At 66.8% G+C, this 21219-nt stretch carries 20 protein-coding genes; 8 read left to right on the plus strand and 12 right to left on the minus strand.

What is annotated here, in order from left to right:
• Nucleotides 1-6 precede the first annotated feature (6 nt).
• From uvrB to ACIQLK_RS10975, 6 genes are all read right to left on the minus strand, one after another.
• Entirely contained in the window at nucleotides 7-2088 is a 2082-nt protein-coding gene (uvrB, locus tag ACIQLK_RS10950) for an excinuclease ABC subunit UvrB (RefSeq protein WP_400364809.1), read from the minus strand.
• 64 nt (nucleotides 2089-2152) lie between these two features.
• On the minus strand, nucleotides 2153-2749 hold the full coding sequence (coaE, locus tag ACIQLK_RS10955) for a dephospho-CoA kinase (protein ID WP_400364810.1): 597 nt from the start codon (nucleotides 2747-2749) through the stop codon (nucleotides 2153-2155).
• A gap of 22 nt (nucleotides 2750-2771) precedes the next feature.
• Nucleotides 2772-3959, minus strand: a complete 1188-nt coding sequence (locus ACIQLK_RS10960; RefSeq protein WP_400364811.1) for a diguanylate cyclase — start codon at nucleotides 3957-3959, stop codon at nucleotides 2772-2774.
• Entirely contained in the window at nucleotides 3956-5668 is a 1713-nt protein-coding gene (locus tag ACIQLK_RS10965) for a sensor histidine kinase (protein WP_400364812.1), read from the minus strand. The genes ACIQLK_RS10960 and ACIQLK_RS10965 overlap by 4 nt, the downstream gene beginning before the upstream one ends.
• Nucleotides 5669-5768: 100 nt before the next feature.
• Complete coding sequence (gene rpsA / locus ACIQLK_RS10970) at nucleotides 5769-7220, minus strand: 30S ribosomal protein S1 (protein WP_400364813.1); 1452 nt, start codon at nucleotides 7218-7220, stop codon at nucleotides 5769-5771.
• Nucleotides 7221-7367: 147 nt separating this feature from the next.
• Nucleotides 7368-7787 carry a YchJ family protein gene (locus ACIQLK_RS10975; RefSeq protein WP_400364814.1) on the minus strand — a complete coding sequence of 140 codons (420 nt, stop codon included), beginning with the start codon at nucleotides 7785-7787 and terminating at the stop codon, nucleotides 7368-7370.
• A gap of 91 nt (nucleotides 7788-7878) precedes the next feature.
• Between ACIQLK_RS10975 and ACIQLK_RS10980 the strand changes: the two genes are divergently transcribed.
• From ACIQLK_RS10980 to ACIQLK_RS10990, 3 genes are all read left to right on the plus strand, one after another.
• Nucleotides 7879-8415 carry a hypothetical protein gene (locus tag ACIQLK_RS10980; RefSeq protein WP_400364815.1) on the plus strand — a complete coding sequence of 179 codons (537 nt, stop codon included), beginning with the start codon at nucleotides 7879-7881 and terminating at the stop codon, nucleotides 8413-8415.
• Between the two features lie 200 nt (nucleotides 8416-8615).
• Complete coding sequence (locus ACIQLK_RS10985) at nucleotides 8616-9293, plus strand: hypothetical protein (RefSeq protein ID WP_400364816.1); 678 nt, start codon at nucleotides 8616-8618, stop codon at nucleotides 9291-9293.
• Nucleotides 9294-9309: 16 nt separating this feature from the next.
• Nucleotides 9310-10227: a 5'-3' exonuclease H3TH domain-containing protein gene (locus ACIQLK_RS10990; RefSeq protein WP_400364817.1), complete on the plus strand. Its 918-nt coding sequence runs from the start codon at nucleotides 9310-9312 to the stop codon at nucleotides 10225-10227.
• A 4-nt stretch (nucleotides 10228-10231) separates the two neighbouring features.
• Here the strand turns inward: ACIQLK_RS10990 and ACIQLK_RS10995 are convergent, their stop codons facing one another.
• Both ACIQLK_RS10995 and trpD read right to left on the minus strand, forming a co-directional pair.
• Nucleotides 10232-11224 (minus strand): PHP domain-containing protein, encoded by a 993-nt coding sequence (locus ACIQLK_RS10995; protein ID WP_400364818.1) that lies wholly within the window; start codon nucleotides 11222-11224, stop codon nucleotides 10232-10234.
• Nucleotides 11225-11231: 7 nt separating this feature from the next.
• On the minus strand, nucleotides 11232-12284 hold the full coding sequence (gene trpD, locus ACIQLK_RS11000) for an anthranilate phosphoribosyltransferase (protein WP_400364819.1): 1053 nt from the start codon (nucleotides 12282-12284) through the stop codon (nucleotides 11232-11234).
• 122 nt (nucleotides 12285-12406) lie between these two features.
• Between trpD and ACIQLK_RS11005 the strand changes: the two genes are divergently transcribed.
• From ACIQLK_RS11005 to ACIQLK_RS11025, 5 genes are all read left to right on the plus strand, one after another.
• Nucleotides 12407-13051, plus strand: a complete 645-nt coding sequence (locus ACIQLK_RS11005) for a heme-copper oxidase subunit III (protein ID WP_400364820.1) — start codon at nucleotides 12407-12409, stop codon at nucleotides 13049-13051.
• 24 nt (nucleotides 13052-13075) lie between these two features.
• Nucleotides 13076-13876, plus strand: coding sequence for a c-type cytochrome (locus ACIQLK_RS11010; protein ID WP_400364821.1), 801 nt, complete (start codon nucleotides 13076-13078; stop codon nucleotides 13874-13876).
• Between the two features lie 34 nt (nucleotides 13877-13910).
• Nucleotides 13911-14987 carry a Rieske 2Fe-2S domain-containing protein gene (locus ACIQLK_RS11015; RefSeq protein WP_400364822.1) on the plus strand — a complete coding sequence of 359 codons (1077 nt, stop codon included), beginning with the start codon at nucleotides 13911-13913 and terminating at the stop codon, nucleotides 14985-14987.
• Nucleotides 14984-16807 (plus strand): cytochrome bc complex cytochrome b subunit, encoded by a 1824-nt coding sequence (locus ACIQLK_RS11020; protein ID WP_400364823.1) that lies wholly within the window; start codon nucleotides 14984-14986, stop codon nucleotides 16805-16807. The genes ACIQLK_RS11015 and ACIQLK_RS11020 overlap by 4 nt, the downstream gene beginning before the upstream one ends.
• Nucleotides 16808-16884: 77 nt before the next feature.
• Nucleotides 16885-17310, plus strand: coding sequence for a rhodanese-like domain-containing protein (locus ACIQLK_RS11025; RefSeq protein ID WP_400364824.1), 426 nt, complete (start codon nucleotides 16885-16887; stop codon nucleotides 17308-17310).
• 209 nt (nucleotides 17311-17519) lie between these two features.
• Here ACIQLK_RS11025 and ACIQLK_RS11030 read toward each other — a convergent pair whose 3' ends face one another.
• The 4 genes from ACIQLK_RS11030 to coxB all read right to left on the minus strand — a co-directional run bounded on the left by ACIQLK_RS11030 (nucleotide 17520) and on the right by coxB (nucleotide 21194).
• On the minus strand, nucleotides 17520-17933 hold the full coding sequence (locus ACIQLK_RS11030; protein ID WP_400364825.1) for a hypothetical protein: 414 nt from the start codon (nucleotides 17931-17933) through the stop codon (nucleotides 17520-17522).
• Between the two features lie 184 nt (nucleotides 17934-18117).
• On the minus strand, nucleotides 18118-18552 hold the full coding sequence (locus ACIQLK_RS11035) for a cytochrome c oxidase subunit 4 (protein WP_018186479.1): 435 nt from the start codon (nucleotides 18550-18552) through the stop codon (nucleotides 18118-18120).
• Nucleotides 18553-20295 carry a cytochrome c oxidase subunit I gene (gene ctaD / locus ACIQLK_RS11040; protein WP_065570793.1) on the minus strand — a complete coding sequence of 581 codons (1743 nt, stop codon included), beginning with the start codon at nucleotides 20293-20295 and terminating at the stop codon, nucleotides 18553-18555.
• Entirely contained in the window at nucleotides 20295-21194 is a 900-nt protein-coding gene (gene coxB, locus ACIQLK_RS11045) for a cytochrome c oxidase subunit II (protein ID WP_400364826.1), read from the minus strand. Before coxB ends, ctaD begins: the two co-directional genes overlap by 1 nt.
• Nucleotides 21195-21219 lie beyond the last annotated feature (25 nt).

Consider the following 21219-nt stretch of genomic DNA (forward strand, 5'->3'; position numbering starts at 1 on the left):
CGCCGGTCAGGCGTGGCCGGCGCGCTCCATGGCTCGCAGTTCCTTCTTGAGGTCCTGCACCTCATCGCGAAGACGGCCCGCGAGCTCGAATTTGAGTTCGTCGGCTGCTGCCAGCATCTGCCGGGTGAGATCTTCGATCGTCGCCTCAAGCTGATTCGCCCCTTCCGCGGCGATCCCCTCGCGGCGGAGTTGAGGTGTCGGGCTCTTCCCCTTGCCCGACTTCGTCTTGCTCTTGCCGCGGCTGTCCATCATGTCGCGCGTGTCACTGGCCTCGCGAGCAAGGGCGTCGGTGATGTCGGCGATCTTCTTCCGCAGCGGCTGCGGGTCGATGCCGTGCTCGAGGTTGTAGGCGATCTGCTTCTCGCGTCGCCGCTCGGTCTCCTCGATTGCAGCCGCCATCGAGTCGGTGATCTTGTCGGCATACATGTGGACCTCGCCCGACACGTTTCGCGCGGCGCGGCCGATCGTCTGGATGAGGGACGTCCCCGAGCGGAGGAAGCCCTCCTTGTCGGCATCCAGGATCGCCACCAGCGACACCTCGGGGAGGTCGAGGCCCTCACGGAGCAGGTTGATGCCGACGAGCACGTCGTAGACGCCCTGACGCAGTTCCGTCAGCAGCTCGACGCGGCGGAGGGTGTCGACGTCCGAGTGGAGGTAGCGCACGCGCACGCCGTGTTCGCCGAGGAAGTCGGTGAGCTCCTCGGCCATCTTCTTCGTCAGCGTCGTCACCAGGACGCGCTCGTCTTTCTCGACCCGCACGCGGATCTCCTCGAGCAGGTCGTCGATCTGCCCCTTCGAGGGCTTGACGATGATCTCCGGGTCCACGAGGCCCGTCGGGCGGATGATCTGCTCGACGACACCGTCAGCGATGCCCATCTCGTACCGTCCCGGGGTCGCCGACAGGTAGACGGTCTGGCCGATCCGCTGCTTGAACTCGTCGAAACGCAGCGGTCGGTTGTCCATCGCGCTCGGCAGGCGGAAGCCGTGGTCGACGAGCGTGCGCTTGCGGGAGGCATCCCCCTCGTACATCGCGCCGATCTGCGGCACGGTCACGTGGGACTCGTCGATGACCAGCAGGAAGTCGTCGGGGAAGAAGTCGAGCAGCGTGTGCGGCGCCTCGCCGGGCATGCGGCCGTCGAGGTGACGCGAGTAGTTCTCGATGCCCGAGCAGAATCCGAGCTGCTGCAGCATCTCGAGGTCGAAGGTCGTGCGCATCCGCAGTCGCTGCGCCTCGAGGAGCTTGCCCTGCGACTCGAACTCCTTCAACCTCTCCTCGAGCTCGTGCTCGATGGTCCCGATGGCACGCTGGACCGTCTCGGTCCCCGCGACGTAGTGGGATGCCGGGAAGATCGGCACACTCTCCAGCTTCTGCACGACATCGCCCGTGAGCGGATGCAGCATGTAGAGAGCTTCGATCTCGTCGCCGAACAACTCGATCCGCACGGCGTACTCCTCGTACACCGGGATGATCTCGATCGTGTCGCCCCGCACGCGGAAGTTGCCGCGTGAGAAGTCGACATCGTTGCGGTTGTACTGCATCGCGATGAACTTGCGGATCAGCGCGTCGCGGTCGTACCGCTCCCCCACCTGAAGAGCGACCATCGCTCGGAGGTACTCCTCCGGGGCACCGAGGCCGTAGATGCAGGACACCGTCGACACGACCACGACGTCGCGCCGGCTCAGCAGTGAGTTCGTCGTGGAATGGCGCAGCCGTTCGACCTCGGCGTTGATGGACGAATCCTTCTCGATGAAGGTGTCCGTCTGAGGGACGTAGGCCTCGGGCTGGTAGTAGTCGTAATAGCTGACGAAGTACTCCACCGCGTTGTTCGGCATGAGGTCGCGGAACTCGTTGGCCAGCTGCGCCGCGAGCGTCTTGTTGTGCGCGAGGACCAGAGTCGGACGCTGAACCTGCTCGATCAGCCAGGCCGTCGTGGCGGACTTGCCGGTACCCGTGGCGCCCAGCAGGACCACGTCGGTCTCACCCGCGTTGATGCGCCCCGCGAGGTCCGCGATCGCCTGGGGCTGATCGCCGCTCGGGACGTATTCGCTGACGACCTCGAACGGCCGGACGGATCGCGTGGTCTGCATGATTCCAGCGTAGGCCGGGCCTCCGACACCGGCTCCGTCGTTCGCCGTCGGCGTGCGTCCGTGCTCAGTCGCGCAGTCGGTTCCACAGCTCGTCGGTCTGCCCGATCGTCTCCTCGAGAGAACCGGTCGTGTCGATGACCACGTCCGCGATCGCCAGCCGTCGTGCATCGTCGGCCTGCGCCGACATCCGGGCATCCGCATCCTCCGGCGTCATCCCGCGAAGCGACACGAGCCGCTCCCGGCGAAGCGCCGCCGGCGCGTGTGCGACGACGATCAGCTCCCACGGATCATCTGTTCGGGCCTCGAGCAGCAGAGGCACGTCGTAGACGACGATGGCCTCGGCATCGGCCTCGAAGGCAGCGCGGAATCGACGTGCGGACTCCTCGCGGACCGCGGGGTGGACGATCGCGTTGAGGCGGGCGACGGCATCCGGATCGCCGAAGACCCGCGACGCGAGGCGGGTGCGATCGAGCTCGCGGTCCGTCGTGAGCACATCGTCGCCGAACTCCGCGGCGATTGCGGCCAGCACCGGGGATCCCGGCCGCTGCACCTCTCGAACGATGGCGTCGGCGTCGACGATGACCGCACCGCGTTCGGCCAGCCGGCGAGCGATGGTGGACTTCCCCGAGGCGATTCCGCCGGTCAGCGCGATGAGAGGCACCCTCCGAGGATGCCACGCTCCGTCAGCTCAGGTGCGCACGCGCTTCCTCGAGTCCGCCGAAGAGGACGGATGACTCCAGGCTGCGCGACGCGCGCATGGCCGCCTCGCGCGCGGCGTTCATCAGGACGGTCGGGTCGTAGCCGACGGTCTCGGTCAGTCCGACGCCGATCCCGACGACCGGCAGGAGTCCCGTCGGGTTGTCGGCGAGGTCGTCGATGCATCCGCGATAGATGGCCGCGCCCTGCCTGCGCGCGTCGGCGGCGGTCGTCGCAACGCCGCACACCGCCAGCGTGGAGTCCCCGTCCTCGCCCACGAAGGCGGAGGCCGGAGCATGACGACGCACCGAGCGACGCCACTGCGCGGCGAGCTCGTCCGCAGCATCCGACCCGAAGGCCGCCGCCATCTCGTCCAGTCCGTCGACGTGCACGATGATCACGCTCACGAGCTCACGACGCCAGCCCGCGCGTTCCGTCATGTCGCGCAGCGCATCGCGGTAGGTCCTCCCCAACAGGATGCCGTCGGCCGCGACGCCGTTCTCGCTGAGCCACTCGTACCGCTGCGTCGCGCTCTTGGTCGCCCGCAGGATCGAGGTGACGACGACCGCGACCATGGTCAGGACCACGGTCGCGATGTTGGCGGAGATGGAGCCGAACCACGTCACGAAGAAAGTCCCCTCGGGACCGTCGACCACGAAGGCGACCAGGCGCGCCCCGTAGAAGGCGGCTCCGGCGAAGAGGACCCCCGCCAACAGGTGGGCGTTGCCGAGGCGACTCATGGGGCGACGCACCGCTTCCCATCCCCCGGCGAGGAAGAACGCGACGATGAGCGCGGCCATGACCACCCACCCGCCCCACGCTCCTTCGATCGGAACGCGGATGACGGCGGCGAGGAAGGTGGTGACCGCGACGACTCCGACGATCGCGGAAGCCCAACCGACGGGGCGATCGTTGAATCGGCGGTTGCCCAACCAGATGAAGGCCGGGGTGAGGACGAAGGTGGAGTTGCCGATCGCGATCGCCACCGCTCCCCCGATGCCCGCCGCCCAAGTGATGTAGGCGAACGTGGTCACAGTGCCGCACAGGTAGGCGACCGCCCAGAGTCGCCCCGCACCGGCATCGCGCCGGGGGAGAGTCTCGATCACGAAGATGCCCGTCGCGACGAAAGCGACCAGTGCCGTCATCACCGTCACCGAGAACAGATCGAGCGTCACCCTTCGCCCTCCTCGCTGGGAGTCGTGACGGCCGACGTGGCCGGCAGCCGCACCATGAACGTCGTGCCCTTGCCCTTCGTCGACGTCACCGTTATGTCGCCGCCGTGCGCCCGGACGATCTCCCGGCTGATGGCCAGCCCCAGCCCGGTGCCCGCGACACCGGACTCCGCCCGGAAGAACCGCTCGAACAACCGATCCTGATCCTCCGACGTGAGACCGATCCCGGTGTCGCGGACCAGGAACCATGAGACATCGCCGTCCGTCGCGCTGCTCAGAGTGATCGAGCCGCCGTCGCGATTGAACTTGATCGCGTTGCTGATGAGATTGTCGGCGACCTGACGAATGCGCGCGGGGTCGACGAAGGCGGGCGTCTCCAGAACCTCGTCGACCTCGATCCGGATCGCTCGCTCGCGGGCGATCGGGGTCAGGTCCGATGCCGACGCTCGTACGACGGATCCCACATCGTGCATCACGGGAGAGATCGTCACTTCGGCCGACATCCGAGACGCCGTGGATGCCGCGAGGATGCCGGCCACGATGCCGAGCAGCCTCTCGCTGTTACGGTAGGCGACGTCCACCTGTCGGTGAACCGCCTCGGGGAGCCCCTCGGTGTCGAGGACCAGCTCCAGATATCCGATGATCGAGGTGAGGGGCGTCCTCAGTTCGTGGGACACCGACGCCACGAGACTGTCGCGGGCCTTGAGCGCTGTGCGCTCGTCGGTCACGTCGCGCGCGACCAGGACGACGCCCGCAGGGTTGCCGTCGGCATCCCGCATGCGGCGGGCGGTGAGACTGAGCGCGGCACGTCGGGACTCCGATACCGCGTACCAGACGACCACGTCGCTGAATGCTTCCCCTCGAATGATGCGGGCCAGGGGGCGGTCCTCGGCGGCCAGCGGGGTCTCCCCGTCGGCCGCGAAGATCTGCTCGCTGCCATCGGCTCTGCCGAAGCCGGGTATCCGCTGCTGGAATCGGCCGAGGGCGTCGTTGACGAAGGTGATCTCGCCGTCCGCCCCCACACGGAGGACGCCGAAATCGACCGTGTCGAGGACCTCGGTCAGCAGTTGCTCCTGTCGGCTCGCGTGACGCAGCGCCGCCGTCAGGCGCATTGTCTGACGATCGAGCAGCGCGCGCTGAGCGAGAAAGCGGCGCGTCGAGTTGTATGTCGATGCCCCGATGGCGATGACGACGGCCGGGAGGACGATGACGGCCCATGTGAGCTGGAACGACGGCACGAAGAGAAGGGCGATCCAGTACGAGCCGATCGAGCCGACGCAGGCGACCACGAACCACAACCGGCCCATCGACGACAGCCACATCGTCGGGAACGCCCACAGCAGCCCGATGCCCGGCACGTCCGAAGTGCGCATGAGTCCGATGGCGACGATGTCCAGAAGGGGGATGACCGCGACCCAGGACGGATGGAGCCGCGACCACGGCACCGCGAGACTCGCGACGGCAGCGACGACCACGATGACGACACCCGGGGCGAACTGCGGAGCGTCGGCGAGCCACCCGCTGGGTAGACCGGACAAGAAGATCGCCGCCACGATCGCCGTGAGCAGGAGCTGGTTGTTAGCCGCGACCCGGTCCCGCAGCTCGGTCAGAGGCAGCTGACGCAGCGGAGCGTCGAAGAAGCGGGGCAGGCGCCCACCCACCCGGCCGGGCGAGGACCTGTCTGCGGTCGACCCCTCGTTCTCTTGCGCCACACCTGAACGTTACCGGGAGCCGGGGCCGTCGGCATCCGCCTGGAGAACGACCGAGGGGCCGGAGCACATGGCTCCGACCCCTCGATTCAGGTGTTGTCGATCAGCGACCGGACAGCTTCTCACGGAGAGCAGCCAGCGCCTCGTCGTCGGCGAGGGTGCCCGCACCGCTCGAGACGTCGGACGAGAAGGACGACGAACCCGAGTCGGCCGGAGCCGCAGCCTCGGCCTCGAGAGCCTTGGCGACGGCAGCCTTGTGGGCTTCCCAGCGACCCTGCGCAGCGGCGTACTCGGCCTCCCAGGCGAGGCGGGCCTCGTCGAAGCCTTCCTTCCACTGGTTGGTCTCCGGGTCGAAGCCCTCGGGGTACTTGTACTCGCCGTTCTCGTCGTACTCGGTGACCATGCCGTAGAGGGCCGGGTCGAACTCGGTGCCGTTGGGGTCGACCGACTCGTTGGCCTGCTTGAGGGACAGCGAGATGCGACGACGCTCGAGGTCGATGTCGATGATCTTGACGAAGACCTCTTCACCGACGGAGACGACCTGCTCGGCGAGCTCGACGTGCTTGCCCGAGAGCTCGGAGATGTGCACGAGGCCCTCGATGCCGTCGGCGACGCGGACGAACGCACCGAACGGAACGAGCTTGGTGACCTTGCCCGGAGCGACCTGACCGATCGCGTGGGTGCGGGCGAAGACCTGCCACGGGTCCTCCTGCGTCGCCTTCAGCGACAGGGAGACGCGCTCGCGGTCGAGGTCGACCTCGAGGATCTCGACGGTGACCTCCTGGCCGACCTCGACGACCTCGGATGCGTGCTCGATGTGCTTCCACGAGAGCTCCGAGACGTGGACGAGACCATCGACGCCACCGAGGTCGACGAACGCACCGAAGTTGACGATCGACGAGACGGTGCCCTTGCGGACCTGACCCTTGTGGAGGTTGTTGAGGAAGTTCGAGCGCGACTCGGACTGCGTCTGCTCGAGCAGGGCGCGGCGCGAGAGGACGACGTTGTTGCGGTTCTTGTCGAGCTCGAGGATCTTGGCCTCGATCTCCTGGCCGAGGTACGGCGTGAGGTCGCGGACGCGACGCAGCTCGATGAGCGATGCGGGCAGGAAGCCGCGGAGGCCGATGTCGACGATGAGGCCACCCTTGACGACCTCGATGACGGAACCGGTGACGACGCCGTCGTTCTCCTTGATCTTCTCGACGTCTCCCCAGGCACGCTCGTACTGTGCGCGCTTCTTGGAGAGGATCAGGCGGCCTTCCTTGTCTTCCTTCTGGAGGACGAGGGCCTCGACCTGGTCGCCGACGTTGACGACCTCGTTGGGGTCGACGTCGTGCTTGATCGACAGTTCGCGGGAGGGGATGACACCCTCGGTCTTGTAGCCGACGTCGAGGAGGACCTCGTCGCGGTCGATCTTGACGACGGTGCCTTCGATGAGGTCTCCGTCGTTGAAGAACTTCAGGGTCTTCTCGACCGCGGCCAGGAAGTCCTCAGCAGATCCGATGTCGTTGATGGCGACCTGCTTGGTGGCCGGGGCGGTCGTTGCGTTAGTCATGTAGGGGGTTGTCCTTGGATGGTGTTGTGATCGGGCCCCGAAGCCCATCCGCGCGAGGACGCGCGGCAGCCGATCGGAGCAGAGTGGTTGTTCTTGCGATGTCGCGAGAGCACGGCTGAGGAGCCACGCGTGCGACGCTCCATGCTATCAGAGGGCCTCTACGTAGTACCAGCGCCCGCCTCGCCGCACGAAACGGCTGCGCTCCTCCATCGTGGCCAGCTCGCGCGTGGCCTTCTCGCGCCAGGTCGCGCGGAAGTGCACCCGGCCCGACCTACCGTCCGGATCAGTGTCCGAGTCGAGGACGTCAAGCCCCATCCACTCGATGCCGGGGTCGATCGCCAGGTCGTCGGGCCGCGTCCTGGGGAACCAGGTGTCGACCAGGTGCCGCGCGTGGCCGAGTGCGAAAGCGGTGTAGCGGGAACGCATGAGGTCTTCGGGCGTGTCCGCCGCCCGCCCGTCGAGCACGGGCCCGCAGCAGGACCCGAACCCGCGCCGGCCGCACGGGCACGGTGCGTCGCTCGCGAGGCGATGCCCTCGATGAGCGGATGCCGCAGCTCCGAATGACATGAGTCCTCCCCTACTCTCACGAAGACCGGAGTGAGCCTACGCGCTGTGGACAACCCGCGGAGGAGGGATGCCGGTTCACTACCGTGGTCGCATGATCGCTCGACGCACCGCAGCGCTGCTGGCCGCGACAGCTCTCGCCGCCGCCCTCTCGGCGTGCTCTCCGACCACCTCTCCCACGTCGTCACCGACTCCGACGGCCTTCGCCTCGGAGGAAGAAGCCTTCGCCGCCGCCGAAGCGACCTACCGCGCCTACGTCGACGCGCTGAACAAGGTCGATCTGTCCGACCCGGCGACGTTCGAGCCGGTTTATGCGCAGATGTCTGGCGACGCGGCCGACCAAGAGCGTAAGACACTCAGCGCCTATCACGCGGACGACCTTACGGTCACTGGTCGGTCGAAGCTCACCGTGCTCGAGCCGATCGATTGGGATCCCGACTCCAATCGCGCACGATTGGCCAGCTGTGTCGACGTTTCTCAAGTCGACGTGAGGGATCCCGCGGGTAAATCTATAGTCACGGCCGAGCGTCCCGACATCCAAAGCGTCCTCGTCACTCTCGAACGAGACGTCAAACAAGACCGATTTAGCATCGTTGCCCTCGACGGACGTGATGGGAAGCCCACGTGCTGACGGGGCTAGCTGTGCTGATGATCGCTCTGAGTCCGCTCCCACAGGCATCACAGTCCTCAAGCGCTTGCAGTGGTGGTGGATGGGTCACAACATGCGAAACCTCTAACAACGGGTCGTCCGTCTCGATCGGCGCGACGCGCGGTGAGTTCTCCACTCCCCAGCGCCCGCAGTCGAGGCCCCGGGGCGACGGTGGTTCGTCGGTGGCCCCTACCCCGCCGCCGAATCCCGACGCGGTGTATCCCGGCGGCCGGACGCGCGACGAGTGGCTCGCCGAGTGCGCGTTCGACCAGGCGTGCGCCGGCACCGTGGTGGCGCCGGGCGGAGCACCTCTCCCGGGAACCGAGCAGGCCGACGTGCAACCGGTCGATCCCGCCGCCCCTGCCGCCCCCGACCCGACGACGGCAACCATCCAGGACGTCGCGGACTTCGCGCCCGCACCACCCGCCATCGTCGGGGAGCCCGACGGGATCGGCGTCGTGGGCATGCCCACCAACTTCGTCGTCGGCGCGGAGGAGCACGTGGTGCAGGGCCAGATCTTCGACGTCCCGGTCACAGTCCGCTTCACGCCGGTGTCGTACGTCTTCTCCTACGGCGACGGAGCGGTACGGGAGACCCGGAGCCCCGGCGAGTCATGGGACGATCTGAGCGCTCCGCAGTTCACCGCGACCGCCACGAGCCACGCCTACGGCGCCCCGGGTGAGTACGAGGCGGGCGCGACCATCCGCTACGCCGCCGAAGCGGATGCCGGCGGCGGCTGGTTCCCCATCGCCGGTCTCCTCGAACTCGATACGCCGACCACGGTCATCCGGATCGTGGACGTCGAGACCGCGCTCGTGGAACGCACCTGCGACGAGGACCCGGGCGGTCCCGGTTGCTGAGTGCGAGGATGAGCGCGTGACCGAACGCCTCATGCTGCTGGACTCCGCGAGCCTCTACTTCCGCGCCTTCTACGGCGTGCCCGACACGGTGAAGGCGCCCGACGGTCGACCCGTGAACGCGGTACGCGGATTCCTCGACATGATCGCGAAACTCGTGACCGCCTACGAGCCGACGCATCTGATCGCCTGCTGGGACGACGACTGGCGCCCCCAGTGGCGTGTCGACCTCATCCCCTCGTACAAGGCGCACCGCGTGGCCGAGGCCGTCCCCTCTGCGCCGGACGTCGAAGAGATCCCCGACCCCCTGGAGATCCAGGTGCCGGTGATCCGCGAAGCGCTGGGCACGCTCGGCATCCCCATCGTCGGCGCAGCGGAGCACGAGGCCGACGATGTCATCGGGACGCTCGCGTCGACGAGTACCGTGCCCGTCGATGTGATCACCGGCGACCGCGATCTCTTTCAGCTCGTCGACGACGCCCGTGGCATCCGTGTCGTCTACACCGGCCGCGGAATGAGCAAGCTCGAAGAACTGACGGATGCCGCGATCGTCAGCAAATACGGCATCCTGCCATCCCAGTACGCGGACTTCGCCGCGATGCGCGGGGACGCGTCCGACGGACTGCCCGGGGTGGCAGGCGTGGGCGAGAAGACGGCCGCGACGCTGTTGGCGGCGCACGGCGACCTCGCCGGCATCCGCCGCGCCGCGGAAGCAGGAGAGGGGATGAGTGCGGGCGTTCGGTCCAAGATCCTCTCCGCCGCCGACTATCTCGACGTCGCGCCGCGCGTGGTCGAGGTGGTGCGCGATCTCCCACTCCCCAGCGTCGACGCTCGCCTCGCCAACCCCGACAGGGCGGATGTCGCGAAGCTCGCGGAAGCCTGGGCGCTCGGCTCCTCCCTCACACGCGCCGCAGACGCGGTGTCGGCGCGGGCCTGACGAGTCAGCGGGTCGCCTTCCACTCCCGCAGCCGCGCCAGCGGCCAGGCCGTGATGATCCGCTCCGCCGGCACGCCCGCGCGCTCGGCGCGGGCGGCCCCGTGGTCGATCAGCGACAGCTGCCCGGGTGCGTGCGCATCGGAATCGATGGAGAACAGGCATCCGATCTCCAACGCGAGCGCCAGCAGGTCGTCCGGCGGGTCCTCCCGCTCGGGACGCGAGTTGATCTCGACCGCGGTGCCATGCTCTGCGCACGCTTCGAACACCGCGCGTGCCTCGAAAACCGAGGGCGGACGCGTGCCCCGCGCACCTGACACGAGCCGCCCCGTCACATGGCCGAGCACGTCGACGCGCGGATCGGATGCCGCGGCCACGAGCCGACGCGTCATCGGCGACCGCTCCATCCGCAGAGCGGAGTGCGCGGAGGCGACGACGACGTCCAATGAGCGGAGCAGGTCGTCCTCCTGGTCGAGCGAACCGTCGTCGAGGATGTCGACCTCGATCCCACTGAGCAGCGTGAACGTGGCGTCGGAGAAGTCAGGGATCAGCTCCAGCTGCTCCCGCAGCCGCTCCGCTGACAGACCGCGGGCGACGCGCAGCCGGGGCGAGTGATCGGTCAACGCCAGGTACTCGTGCCCGAGGGCGCGCGCCGCGTCGACCATCAGATCGATCGGCGTTAGCCCGTCGGACCAATCCGAGTGCGCGTGCAGGTCTCCGCGCAGGAGGGTTCGCAGCCCGGAAGGCTCCACCGGCGCGACGCGCTCGCGCAGTTCGGCGAGGTAGGCCGGGACCTCGCCGGAGAGGGCCTCTGCGATCACCTTGTACGTGGAGTCGCCGATGCCCTTGCGGGACCGGAGTCGTCCCACGTCGGCACGCTCGTCGGCACTCAACCCGGAGAGCGTCTGGGCCGCGGTGCGGAACGCCTTCGACTTGTACCGCGACGCGCGGTCCCGCTCGAGAAGCTCCGCTATCTCGGTGAGCGCCTCGATCGGATCCATCGCGGTCTCAGCGTCCGCTCGCAGAGACCCAGGCGTCGAGCTTCGCGCGTGCGGCCCCCGAATCGACCGCCGCGGCAGCCTCGTTGTACGCGTCCGCCAGGCGTTCGACGAAGGGGCGTTGCAGTTCTGCGGCATCCCGGAACAGCCGGTACGACACGATCCCCGCAGCAGCATTCAAGAGGACGATGTCCCGCACCGGGCCCGCCTCCCCGTCCAGCACGCGCCGCACGACCTCAGCGTTGTGGGTCGCATCGCCGCCGAGCAGGTCTGCGATGTCCGCCCGCGGGATGCCGAGGTCGCGAGGATCGAGGTCGTGCTCGCGCACGTCGCCGCGACTGATCTCCCACACCCGACTGTGGCCGGTGGTCGTGAGCTCGTCCAGGCCGTCGTCCCCGCGGAACACCAGCGCGGTCGCACCGCGGGTCTGGAACACACCCGTGATGAGCGGGACGCGGTCGAGATGGGCGACGCCGACCGCATTCGCCTCTGCGCGCGCCGGATTGCAGAGCGGTCCGAGGAAGTTGAACACCGTCGGGATCCCGAGCTCTGCACGCGTCGGCCCCGCGTGGCGGAAGCCGGGGTGGAACGCCGACGCGAAGGCGAAAGTGATGCCCACCTCGTCGAGCACGGCCGCGACTCGCTCCGGCGACTGGGCGAGATCGACGCCGAGTGCCGCCAACACGTCCGACGAGCCCGATTTCGAGCTCGACGCGCGATTGCCGTGCTTGACGACCGGGATGCCGCTGGCCGCCACCACCACCGACGCGGTCGTCGACACGTTCACGGTCCCGTAACGATCGCCGCCCGTCCCCACGATGTCGAGCACGTCCGCCCGCACGGGAAGCGGGACCGCCGCCTCAAGGATGGCGTCGCGGAACCCGACGATCTCGTCGACCGTCTCGCCCTTCGCACGCAGGGCGACCAGGAACCCGGCCAGTTGCGAAGGGGTTGCATCCCCCTGCATCACCTGGCGCATCGCCCAGGTCGATTCGGACACGCTCAGGTCCTTCCTATCCAGCACTGCGGTGAGGATTTCGGGCCAGGAGTACATGTCCGCCATGACCCCCGATCCTACTCAGCACTCTGACAGGCGACTCCCGGCAGGGCCATCGACGGCACTGACGCGGCAGAAAGACGGAAGTACCTTCAGGAATGCGAAACCCTCCCCCAACATCGGCCATAATGGGGACTGTGACGACCACTCCCGCGACATACAACCAGGCGCTGCGTTCGGTGAAACGACCGGACCCCGTCGCCGTCGGCACGATCGTGTGGCTCGGCAGCGAGGTCATGTTCTTCGCCGGCCTCTTCGCCATCTACTTCACGATCCGCAACACCTCGCCGGAGCTGTGGGCCAGCCGGACCGAGCTGCTGAACGTGCCGTTCGCGGCCGTCAACACGCTGATCCTCGTGCTGTCGTCGTTCACCGCGCAGGCCGGCGTCTTCGCTGCGGAGCGGTTCCAGCCCTACCGCCGCGGCTCGATCTGGAACTTCCGCCAGTGGGGCATGGTCGAGTGGTTCTACCTGACGTTCATCATGGGCGCCGTCTTCGTCTCCGGCCAGGTGTGGGAATACGCCACGCTGGTCGCCGAGGGGCTGCCCATCAGCGCGGACTCCTACGCCTCCGCCTTCTACATCACGACCGGCTTCCACGCCCTCCACGTGACGGGTGGCCTCATCGCCTTCCTGCTCATCATCGGGCGCGCGTTCGCGGTCAAGAACTTCGGCCGGAAGGAGATGACCTCCGCAATCGTCGTGTCCTACTACTGGCACTTCGTCGACGTCGTGTGGATCATCCTTTTCGCCGTCATCTACTTCATCCGGTAATACAGAGCGGAGCTGAGTTCCTCAATGGCATCCAAGACCCCGCGTCGGCAGACGGGCCGTCGCAGCAAGTGGGCGGCCGCCGCTCTGATCGGTGTCGGCCTGCTGCTCACGGGTGGCATCTACGCCGGCGCCTCTGCGGCCATGGCCTCGACCTCCTCCACCGACTCGGCATCCACGCTGACCGTCGAGGACGGCAAGAAGTTGTTCCAGGCGAACTGTGCGACCTGCCACGGCCTCGACCTCGAAGGAACGGCCGACGGTCCGTCCCTCTACGGCGTCGGCGAGCTCTCCGTCGAGTTCCAGGTCTCGACGGGCCGCATGCCCCTTCAGGCACAGGGTCCGCAGGCTCCGCAGAAGGCTCCGCAGTTCACGGAGGACCAGATCAAGGCGATGGCCTCGTGGGTGCAGTCGGTCGCTCCCGGCCCGACTTATCCCGACAAGCGGATCCTCGACGGTGGGGGCGATCTCACCGAAGGTGCAGAGCTGTTCCGCATCAACTGCGCGATGTGCCACAACGTCGCCGCAGCCGGTGGCGCGCTGACCGAGGGTAAGTACGCCCCCGCGCTCACCAAGACGAGCCCGCTGCACATCTACGCGGCGATGGTCACCGGACCGCAGAACATGCCGGTGTTCAACGACATGACCATCACGCCCGATGAGAAGCGCGACATCATCTCGTCGCTCATGTACCTGCAGAAGAGCGAACCGGTCGGTGGCTTCACCCTCGGCTCCCTCGGCCCGGTCTCCGAAGGCCTGTTCATCTGGATCTTCGGCATCGGCACGCTGATCGGCATCTCGGTGTGGATCACCGCGAAGTCCAACTGACTTAACACTGACGAATTCCAGGACGAGGAGCACAATGTCACACGAGGAAGAGCCGCAGGCGCTCGAGAAGGCGTATCAGCCTTCGTCGGGACTCGTCGTCGCGGTCGCTGACCCCGTGCAGAACCCCGGTCTGCCGCCCCACCGTGAGCGGATGACCGACAAGGACCCGGCGGCGATGAGCCGCGCGGTCCGTACCGTCTACACGCTGTTCTACATCTCACTCGCTGCGAGCCTCTGGGCCATCGCGGCATACATGCTCTTCCCGATCGAGAGCGGCGACTTCGGAGACATCCGGAGCAACAACCTCTTCATCGGCCTCGGCATCGGATTCGCGCTGCTGACCATCGGGATCGCGGCGATCCACTGGTCGAAGGCGATCATGCCGGACAAGGAGCACATCGAAGCCCGTCACTCGACGCGCGGCAAGGAGTCGACGCGCGAAGCCGCCGTCAACGTCTTCCGTGAGGCGAACGAGGAATCCGGCTTCGGTCGTCGTACGGCCATCCGCGGCGGACTCATCGCCGCGGTCGTCGCGTCGATCGTCCCCGGCGTGACGCTGTTCCGCGGCCTGGCTCCGCACTCCTCCGAAGAGAACCCGCTGGCGGGAGACCCCGTCGCACTCCTGAAGCACACCATGTGGAAGGAAGGCGAGCGCCTCGCACACGACCCGTCGGGCCTCCCGATCCGTGCAGCTGACGTCGCACTCGGTTCCGCCGTCCATGTCATCCCCGAGTCCCTCGCGGATCTCGACCACCTCGAGGGCTACCTGGAGGAGAAGGCGAAAGCGATCGTCCTCCTCATGCGTCTGCTCCCCGAGCAGCTCCCCGCCGAGTACAACCGCCTCGACTGGTCCTACGACGGGATCGTGGCGTACTCGAAGGTCTGCACGCACGTCGGATGCCCCGTCGCGCTGTACGAACAGCAGACCCACCACCTTCTGTGCCCTTGCCACCAGTCGCAGTTCGACGTGTCGCGCGGTGCCGAGGTCATCTTCGGCCCGGCCGCCCGCCCCCTCCCGCAGCTGCCGATCACCGTGGACGCAGAGGGCTACCTCGTCGCCAAGAGCGACTTCGAAGAGCCCGTTGGGCCCAGCTTCTGGGAGCGTCATTGAGCACCTCGACTGAATCAGCGCCGGCGACCGCCCTCGCCAAGCCGGCCGACAAGCCCCTCGGCGGCCGATTCATCGGCGCGACGGCCAACTACATCGACGAGCGCACGAGCATCTCCGGCCTCGTCAAGGAGATCGGCCGCAAGATCTTCCCCGACCACTGGTCGTTCATGCTCGGCGAGATCGCCCTATGGAGCTTCGTCGTGGTCTTCCTGTCGGGATCGTTCCTGACGTTCTTCTTCGAAGCCTCGATGGCCCCGACGCATTACACCGGCGCCTACGCTCCGCTGCGCGGCATCGAGATGTCCGCCGCTCTCGAGTCCACGCTGCACATCTCGTTCGACCTCCGCGGCGGCCTCCTGGTCCGCCAGATCCACCACTGGGCCGCTCTGCTGTTCATCGCGGCCATCGGTGTGCACATGCTGCGCGTGTTCTTCACGGGTGCGTTCCGCAAGCCGCGCGAGCTCAACTGGGTGATCGGCTTCGTGCTGTTCATCCTCGCGATGGCACTCGGCTTCACCGGCTACTCCCTCCCCGATGACCTCCTTTCGGGCAACGGCCTGCGCATCATCGACGGCATGATCAAGGGTCTGCCCCTGATCGGCACCTGGACCTCGTACCTCCTCTTCGGCGGCGAGTTCCCCGGCAACGCGATCGTCGGGCGTCTGTACACGCTCCACATCCTTCTGCTGCCGTTGATCCTGATCGCTCTCATCGCAGCGCACCTCATGCTGATGATCATCAACAAGCACACGCAGTTCGCCGGCCCCGGTCGCACGAACGACAACGTCGTGGGCTACCCGATGGTTCCGATCTACATGTCCAAGATGGGCGGCTTCCTGTTCATCACGTTCGGTGTCCTCGTGCTCATCGCTTCCATGTTCACGATCAACCCGATCTGGAACTACGGGCCGTACGACCCCTCCCCCGTCTCGGCGGGTACCCAGCCCGACTGGTACATCGGATTCGCCGACGGCGCGCTGCGTCTGGCCCCGTCGAACCTCGACGTGGTCCTGTTCGACCACACCTGGTCGTTCGGCATCCTCCTCCCGGTCGCCGTCCTCGGCGTGTTCATCGTGCTCGTCGCGATCTACCCCTTCATCGAGGCATGGGTCACGGGCGACAAGCGAGAGCACCACATCGCACAGCGCCCGCGGCACGCCCCGACGCGCACCGCGATCGGTGTCGCCGGCGTGATCTTCTACGCCGTCCTGTGGGCTGCCGCATCGTCCGACATCATCGCCACGCACTTCCACCTCACGATGGAAGGTGTCATCCACACCCTCCAGGCATTGCTCATCGTCGGCCCGGTCGTCGGATACTTCGTGACGAAGCGCATCGCAATCGCGCTGCAGAAGAAGGACCGCGAGATCGCGCTCCACGGCTACGAGTCTGGCCGCATCGTCCGCCTGCCCGGTGGCGAGTACATCGAGGTCCACCAGCCGGTCGATGCGTACGAGCGCGTGAAGCTGATCGACTTCGAGGTTCACGAGCCCCTCGTGGTCCGCCCGAATGACAACGGTCGCATTCCATGGCACGAGAACTTCCGCGCCTCGCTGTCGCGCTGGTTCTTCGAGGACCGCCTGTCACCCGTCACGCAGGCCGAGGTCGACGCCGCGATCGCTCACCAGCACCACGAACTCGAGCACATCGACCACGAGGAGCAGGAAGAGATCCGTGGCGCTCACGAGCGTGCCGGAGCTGTCGACGCGCCGATCCGCCCGATCGATGACGGTCACAACCCGGAGACGGCGAACCGCCCATCGAACATCATCGTGGTCGACGAAGAGTCGGGCAGGAAGAGCGATCGCCCGAGCGACTGATCGCTCTGGCAGGAAAGCGGCGGGGTCTGACCGAAAGGTCGGACCCCGCCGCTTCGTCGTTCCCATAGCCTCAGGACATGAGCCTCTCCCCTGCCGAAGCCCTCTCCTACTTCGAGACCAAACTCCTCGTCGAGACCGACCCGAGCGACGTCTATGCAGCGCAGCACGCCGATGATCCCTTCGTCCTCGTGGACGTCCGCAACGCGGAGGCTTGGGACCAGGGGCATGCCGTCGGCGCCCTCCACATGCCGTACCGCGAGATCGCCTCGCGGGCCGCGAGCGAGATCGCCTCGCACCTCCCCGTCGTCGTCTACTGCTGGAGCCCTGGGTGCAACGGAGGAGCCCGTGGTGCCGCCGAGTTCGCACGACTCGGATACGACGTGCGGGAGATGATCGGTGGCTTCGAGTACTGGGCGAGGGAGGGACTGCCCGTCGAAGGCAGCGACGGTCCTCTCCCCCGCCGATTCGATCCCCTCGTGGTGCCCGTACGGACCAAAGGCTGACGAGGGGGTCGGGCCGGCGCCAGCTCCGCCTCGATGGCGCCCAGGGTGGTCCACACCCCAACGTGGCCACCGGTCGGCGGCGCTCGACCGTTCTACGAGGCTCTCAGCACCTATACCTGCCCGTGGCCCGTGAGGCGTCCATGCTGGGACGTTAACGGCCTGCCGGGCGCGGCATGATTGCGCACCCTGTCCGCGTTCCTTCGGGGTGGTCACCGTGCCTGGGAGGCCGCTTCGATGTCTCGTCCGCGATGCGTCGCGACGGCACCCTCCATCAACCGAAGCTCCACGTGATCGCGGCCTGGCAGCCCTCTTGCTCCGGCCTTCACACGAGCCTCGTGCGATCGACTCGCGCGTCTGTCGATGTTGAACCGGTGCATGATCAGCAGAACCCGCGCGAGCACGTCAGACAACTCCGCGCGAAAGTCATCTCTCAACTGATCCTCAGTCCGGCCACGATCGCGTGCCCAGCCGCACCTGGCGAGATACGCCTTTGTCAGCTCGCCGACCTCCTCGCCGAGCTTGAGCATGAGCATGAGCCAGTCGTCAGTGCGAGTGATGTCGTGCCGCTCGGCATAGAACGCAGAAACAGCCTCAACCTCGTCGCCTAGGGCAGCGATATCCATACTCCAGATGCCCGCAGCAGCCCCGGACGCAGAACCTCGGACACTCGACGATCGGCATGCGGGCCAACCCCCGACGAGATCGCAGCTCGGGAGACCGCGAGGCTCTCGACCACAAACACCGACGCCGCCCGCCACAAGTGCGGCGGACGGCGTCGGGAGTGCATCCCTGGTGGATGCCAGAGGCTCAGCGGGCGAAGTAGCCGCGGTAATACTCGTAGACCCAGCCGACGATGGCGACGACGAAGATGCCGACACCGATCGGGATCATGAACTCGCCCACGGCGAGGCCGATGAAGGCGATAGCAGCCGACCCGGCGAGCACGAGGGGCCACCACGACCACGGCGAGAACTCACCCATCTCGGGGTCGCCGTCATCGATGTCGGCTGTCAGCGAGTCCTCGGGCAGCGTGCCGCCCTGAGCCTTCTCGACACGGCTCGAGTAGAACGCGATCATCGCCGCCATCATCGTCACGAAGACGAGACCGACGGATCCGACCCACTCGATGCGATTGAACACCGGGAGCTGCGGGTGCGCGAGGATGTTCCACCCGACGTAGACGACGGCGACGAGGGCGAAGAACGCCGACAGCACCCACCAGAGGTTGACGTTGGTCTTCACTTACTTGACCTCACCGTTCGACAGATCGACCACCGGGGCGTCGGGTGCGTCCTTCGCGGGACCCACGCCGACGGGGATGCCGGCTTCGGGGTGGTTCAGGTCGAAGGCGGGCCGCTCGCTGCGGATGCGCGGGATCGACGTGAAGTTGTGGCGCGGCGGCGGGCAGCTGGTCGCCCATTCGAGCGAGCCACCGTAGCCCCACGGGTCGTTGACCGTGACGCGCGGAGCGGTCCGAGCGGTGATCCAGACGTTGAGGAGGAACGGAACCATGGATGCCGCGAGGATCATCGAACCGATCGTCGACACCTGGTTCTGCCACGTCCAGCCGTCCGCGGCCGAGTAGTCGGCGTAGCGACGGACCATGCCGTCCGCGCCCAGCCAGTGCTGGATGAGGAAGGTCATGTGGAACCCGATGAAAAGGAGCCAGAAGTGCACGAGGCCGAGACGCTCGTTCAGCATCTTGCCGGTCCACTTCGGCCACCAGAAGTAGAAGCCCGCGAACATCGCGAACACGACGGTTCCGAAGACGACGTAGTGGAAGTGCGCGACGACGAAGTACGAGTCCGACACGTGGAAGTCGAGGGGCGGCGACGACAGGATGATGCCGGTCAGACCGCCGAAGACGAACGAGACGAGGAAGCCCAGCGCGAACACCATCGGCGTCTCGAAAGTGATCGATCCCCGCCACATCGTGCCGATCCAGTTGAAGATCTTCACGCCCGTCGGAACGGCGATGAGCATCGTCATCAGCGCGAAGAACGGCAGGAGGACGGCGCCCGTCACGTACATGTGGTGGGCCCAGACCGACACCGACAGGGCGGCGATGGCGATCGTCGCGTAGACGAGCGTCTTGTACCCGAAGATCGGCTTGCGGCTGAACACCGGGAAGATCTCGGACACGATGCCGAAGAACGGCAGCGCGATGATGTAGACCTCAGGGTGACCGAAGAACCAGAAGAGGTGCTGCCACAGGAGGACGCCGCCGTTGGCCGGGTCGTAGATGTGAGCGCCGAGGATGCGGTCCGCGGCGGCCGCGAAGATCGCCGCAGCGAGGACGGGGAACGCCATCAGGATCAGGATGCTGGTGACGAGGGTGTTCCAGCTGAAGATCGGCATGCGCCACATCGTCATACCGGGCGCACGCATCGTCATGATCGTGGTGATGAAGTTGACACCACCGAGGATGGTGCCGAAACCGCTCATGCCGAGTCCCAGCATCCACAGGTCACCGCCGGCGCCGGGGCTGAAGCTCTCACCTGCCAGCGGCTGATAGGCGAACCACCCGAACGCGGCCGCACCCTGCGGGGTGAGGAAGCCGGCGACGGCGATGGTCGATCCGAAGGTGAAGAGCCAGAACGCGAATGCGTTCAGACGCGGGAAGGCGACGTCGGGGGCACCGATCTGCAGCGGCAGCAGCGCGTTCGCGAAACCTGCGAACAGCGGCGTCGCGAACATCAGCAGCATGATGGTGCCGTGCATGGTGAAGAGCTGGTTGTACTGCTCCTTCGTCGGCACGATCTGCATGCCCGGCTCGAAGAGCTCGGCACGGATGATCAGAGCCATCACGCCGCCGAGCATGAAGAACAGCACGGAGGCGATCAAGTACATGTAGCCGATCGTCTTGTGGTCGGTGGAGGTGATCCACTTCACGACGATGTTGCCCTTGTGCTCGACGCGCGAGCTGCTGAGGAGTGCAGCCTGGCGAGGGGGAAGCGTCGGGGCCGGAGGTGCGATGGTGGCCATCAGTTGTGTGCTCCCTCAGCGGCGGGCGCGCCGGTGCCGGGCGCGTTCTGTTGCCGGTCGAATGCGTCGTCGATGTCGCCGGTCTGACCCTTCGCCTTCAGCGACGCGATGTAGTTCTCGTACTCGGACTCGGAGACGACCTTCACGTTGAAGAGCATCATCGAGTGGTACTGGCCGCACAGTTCGGCGCACTTGCCGACGAACGTGCCTTCCTTCGTGGGCTCGAAGGACCAGTAGTTCTCGCGGCCGGGGTACATGTCCTTCTTGTAGAGGAAGTCCACGATCCAGAACGAGTGGATGACGTCGCGCGACTCGAGCTGCAGCGTGACCTTCTTGTTCACGGGCAGGACGAGTTCGGGGATGTCGTTGGTGATGTTGCCCTCGGCGTCGGTCTGCGCCTGGACGCCCATGGACCACACCGGGTCCTGGGGGTCATCGCAATCGTCGCCGTTGTACTGGAAGTCCCACGCCCACTGCTTGCCGATGGCGGTGACGCACACATCGGGGTTCTCGTACTGCGTCTCGAGGATCGCCTGGTCCCGCGCCGTGAAGGCGAAGAAGCCCAGAACGAGGATGACCGGAGTGATCGTGAAGAACATCTCGATCGGCATGTTGTAGCGCAGCTGGACGGGAAGTCCCGACTGCCCCTTGCGGCGGCGGTAGGCGATCGCCGCCCAGCCCATCAGGGCCCACGTGATCACACCGACAGCGAGGACGACGATCCAGGACGTGGTCCAGAGGCCCGCGATCATCGACGTGTGGTTCGTCGCCTGTCCGCCTCCCTCATCGAAGCCGGGGAGGAAGCCGTTCGCTGTCGTGGGGCTGCATCCCGCGAGCGCGACCGCGGATGCGATCGTGAGCGGGAGGGCTACCCAACGGAGTCGGCGGTTGACGCGCACGGTGCACCTTTCGGGGACATGAAGG

Origin of the sequence: Microbacterium sp. NPDC091382, assembly GCF_044757025.1 — a bacterium.
In the GTDB taxonomy this organism is placed as follows: Bacteria; Actinomycetota; Actinomycetes; order Actinomycetales; family Microbacteriaceae; genus Microbacterium.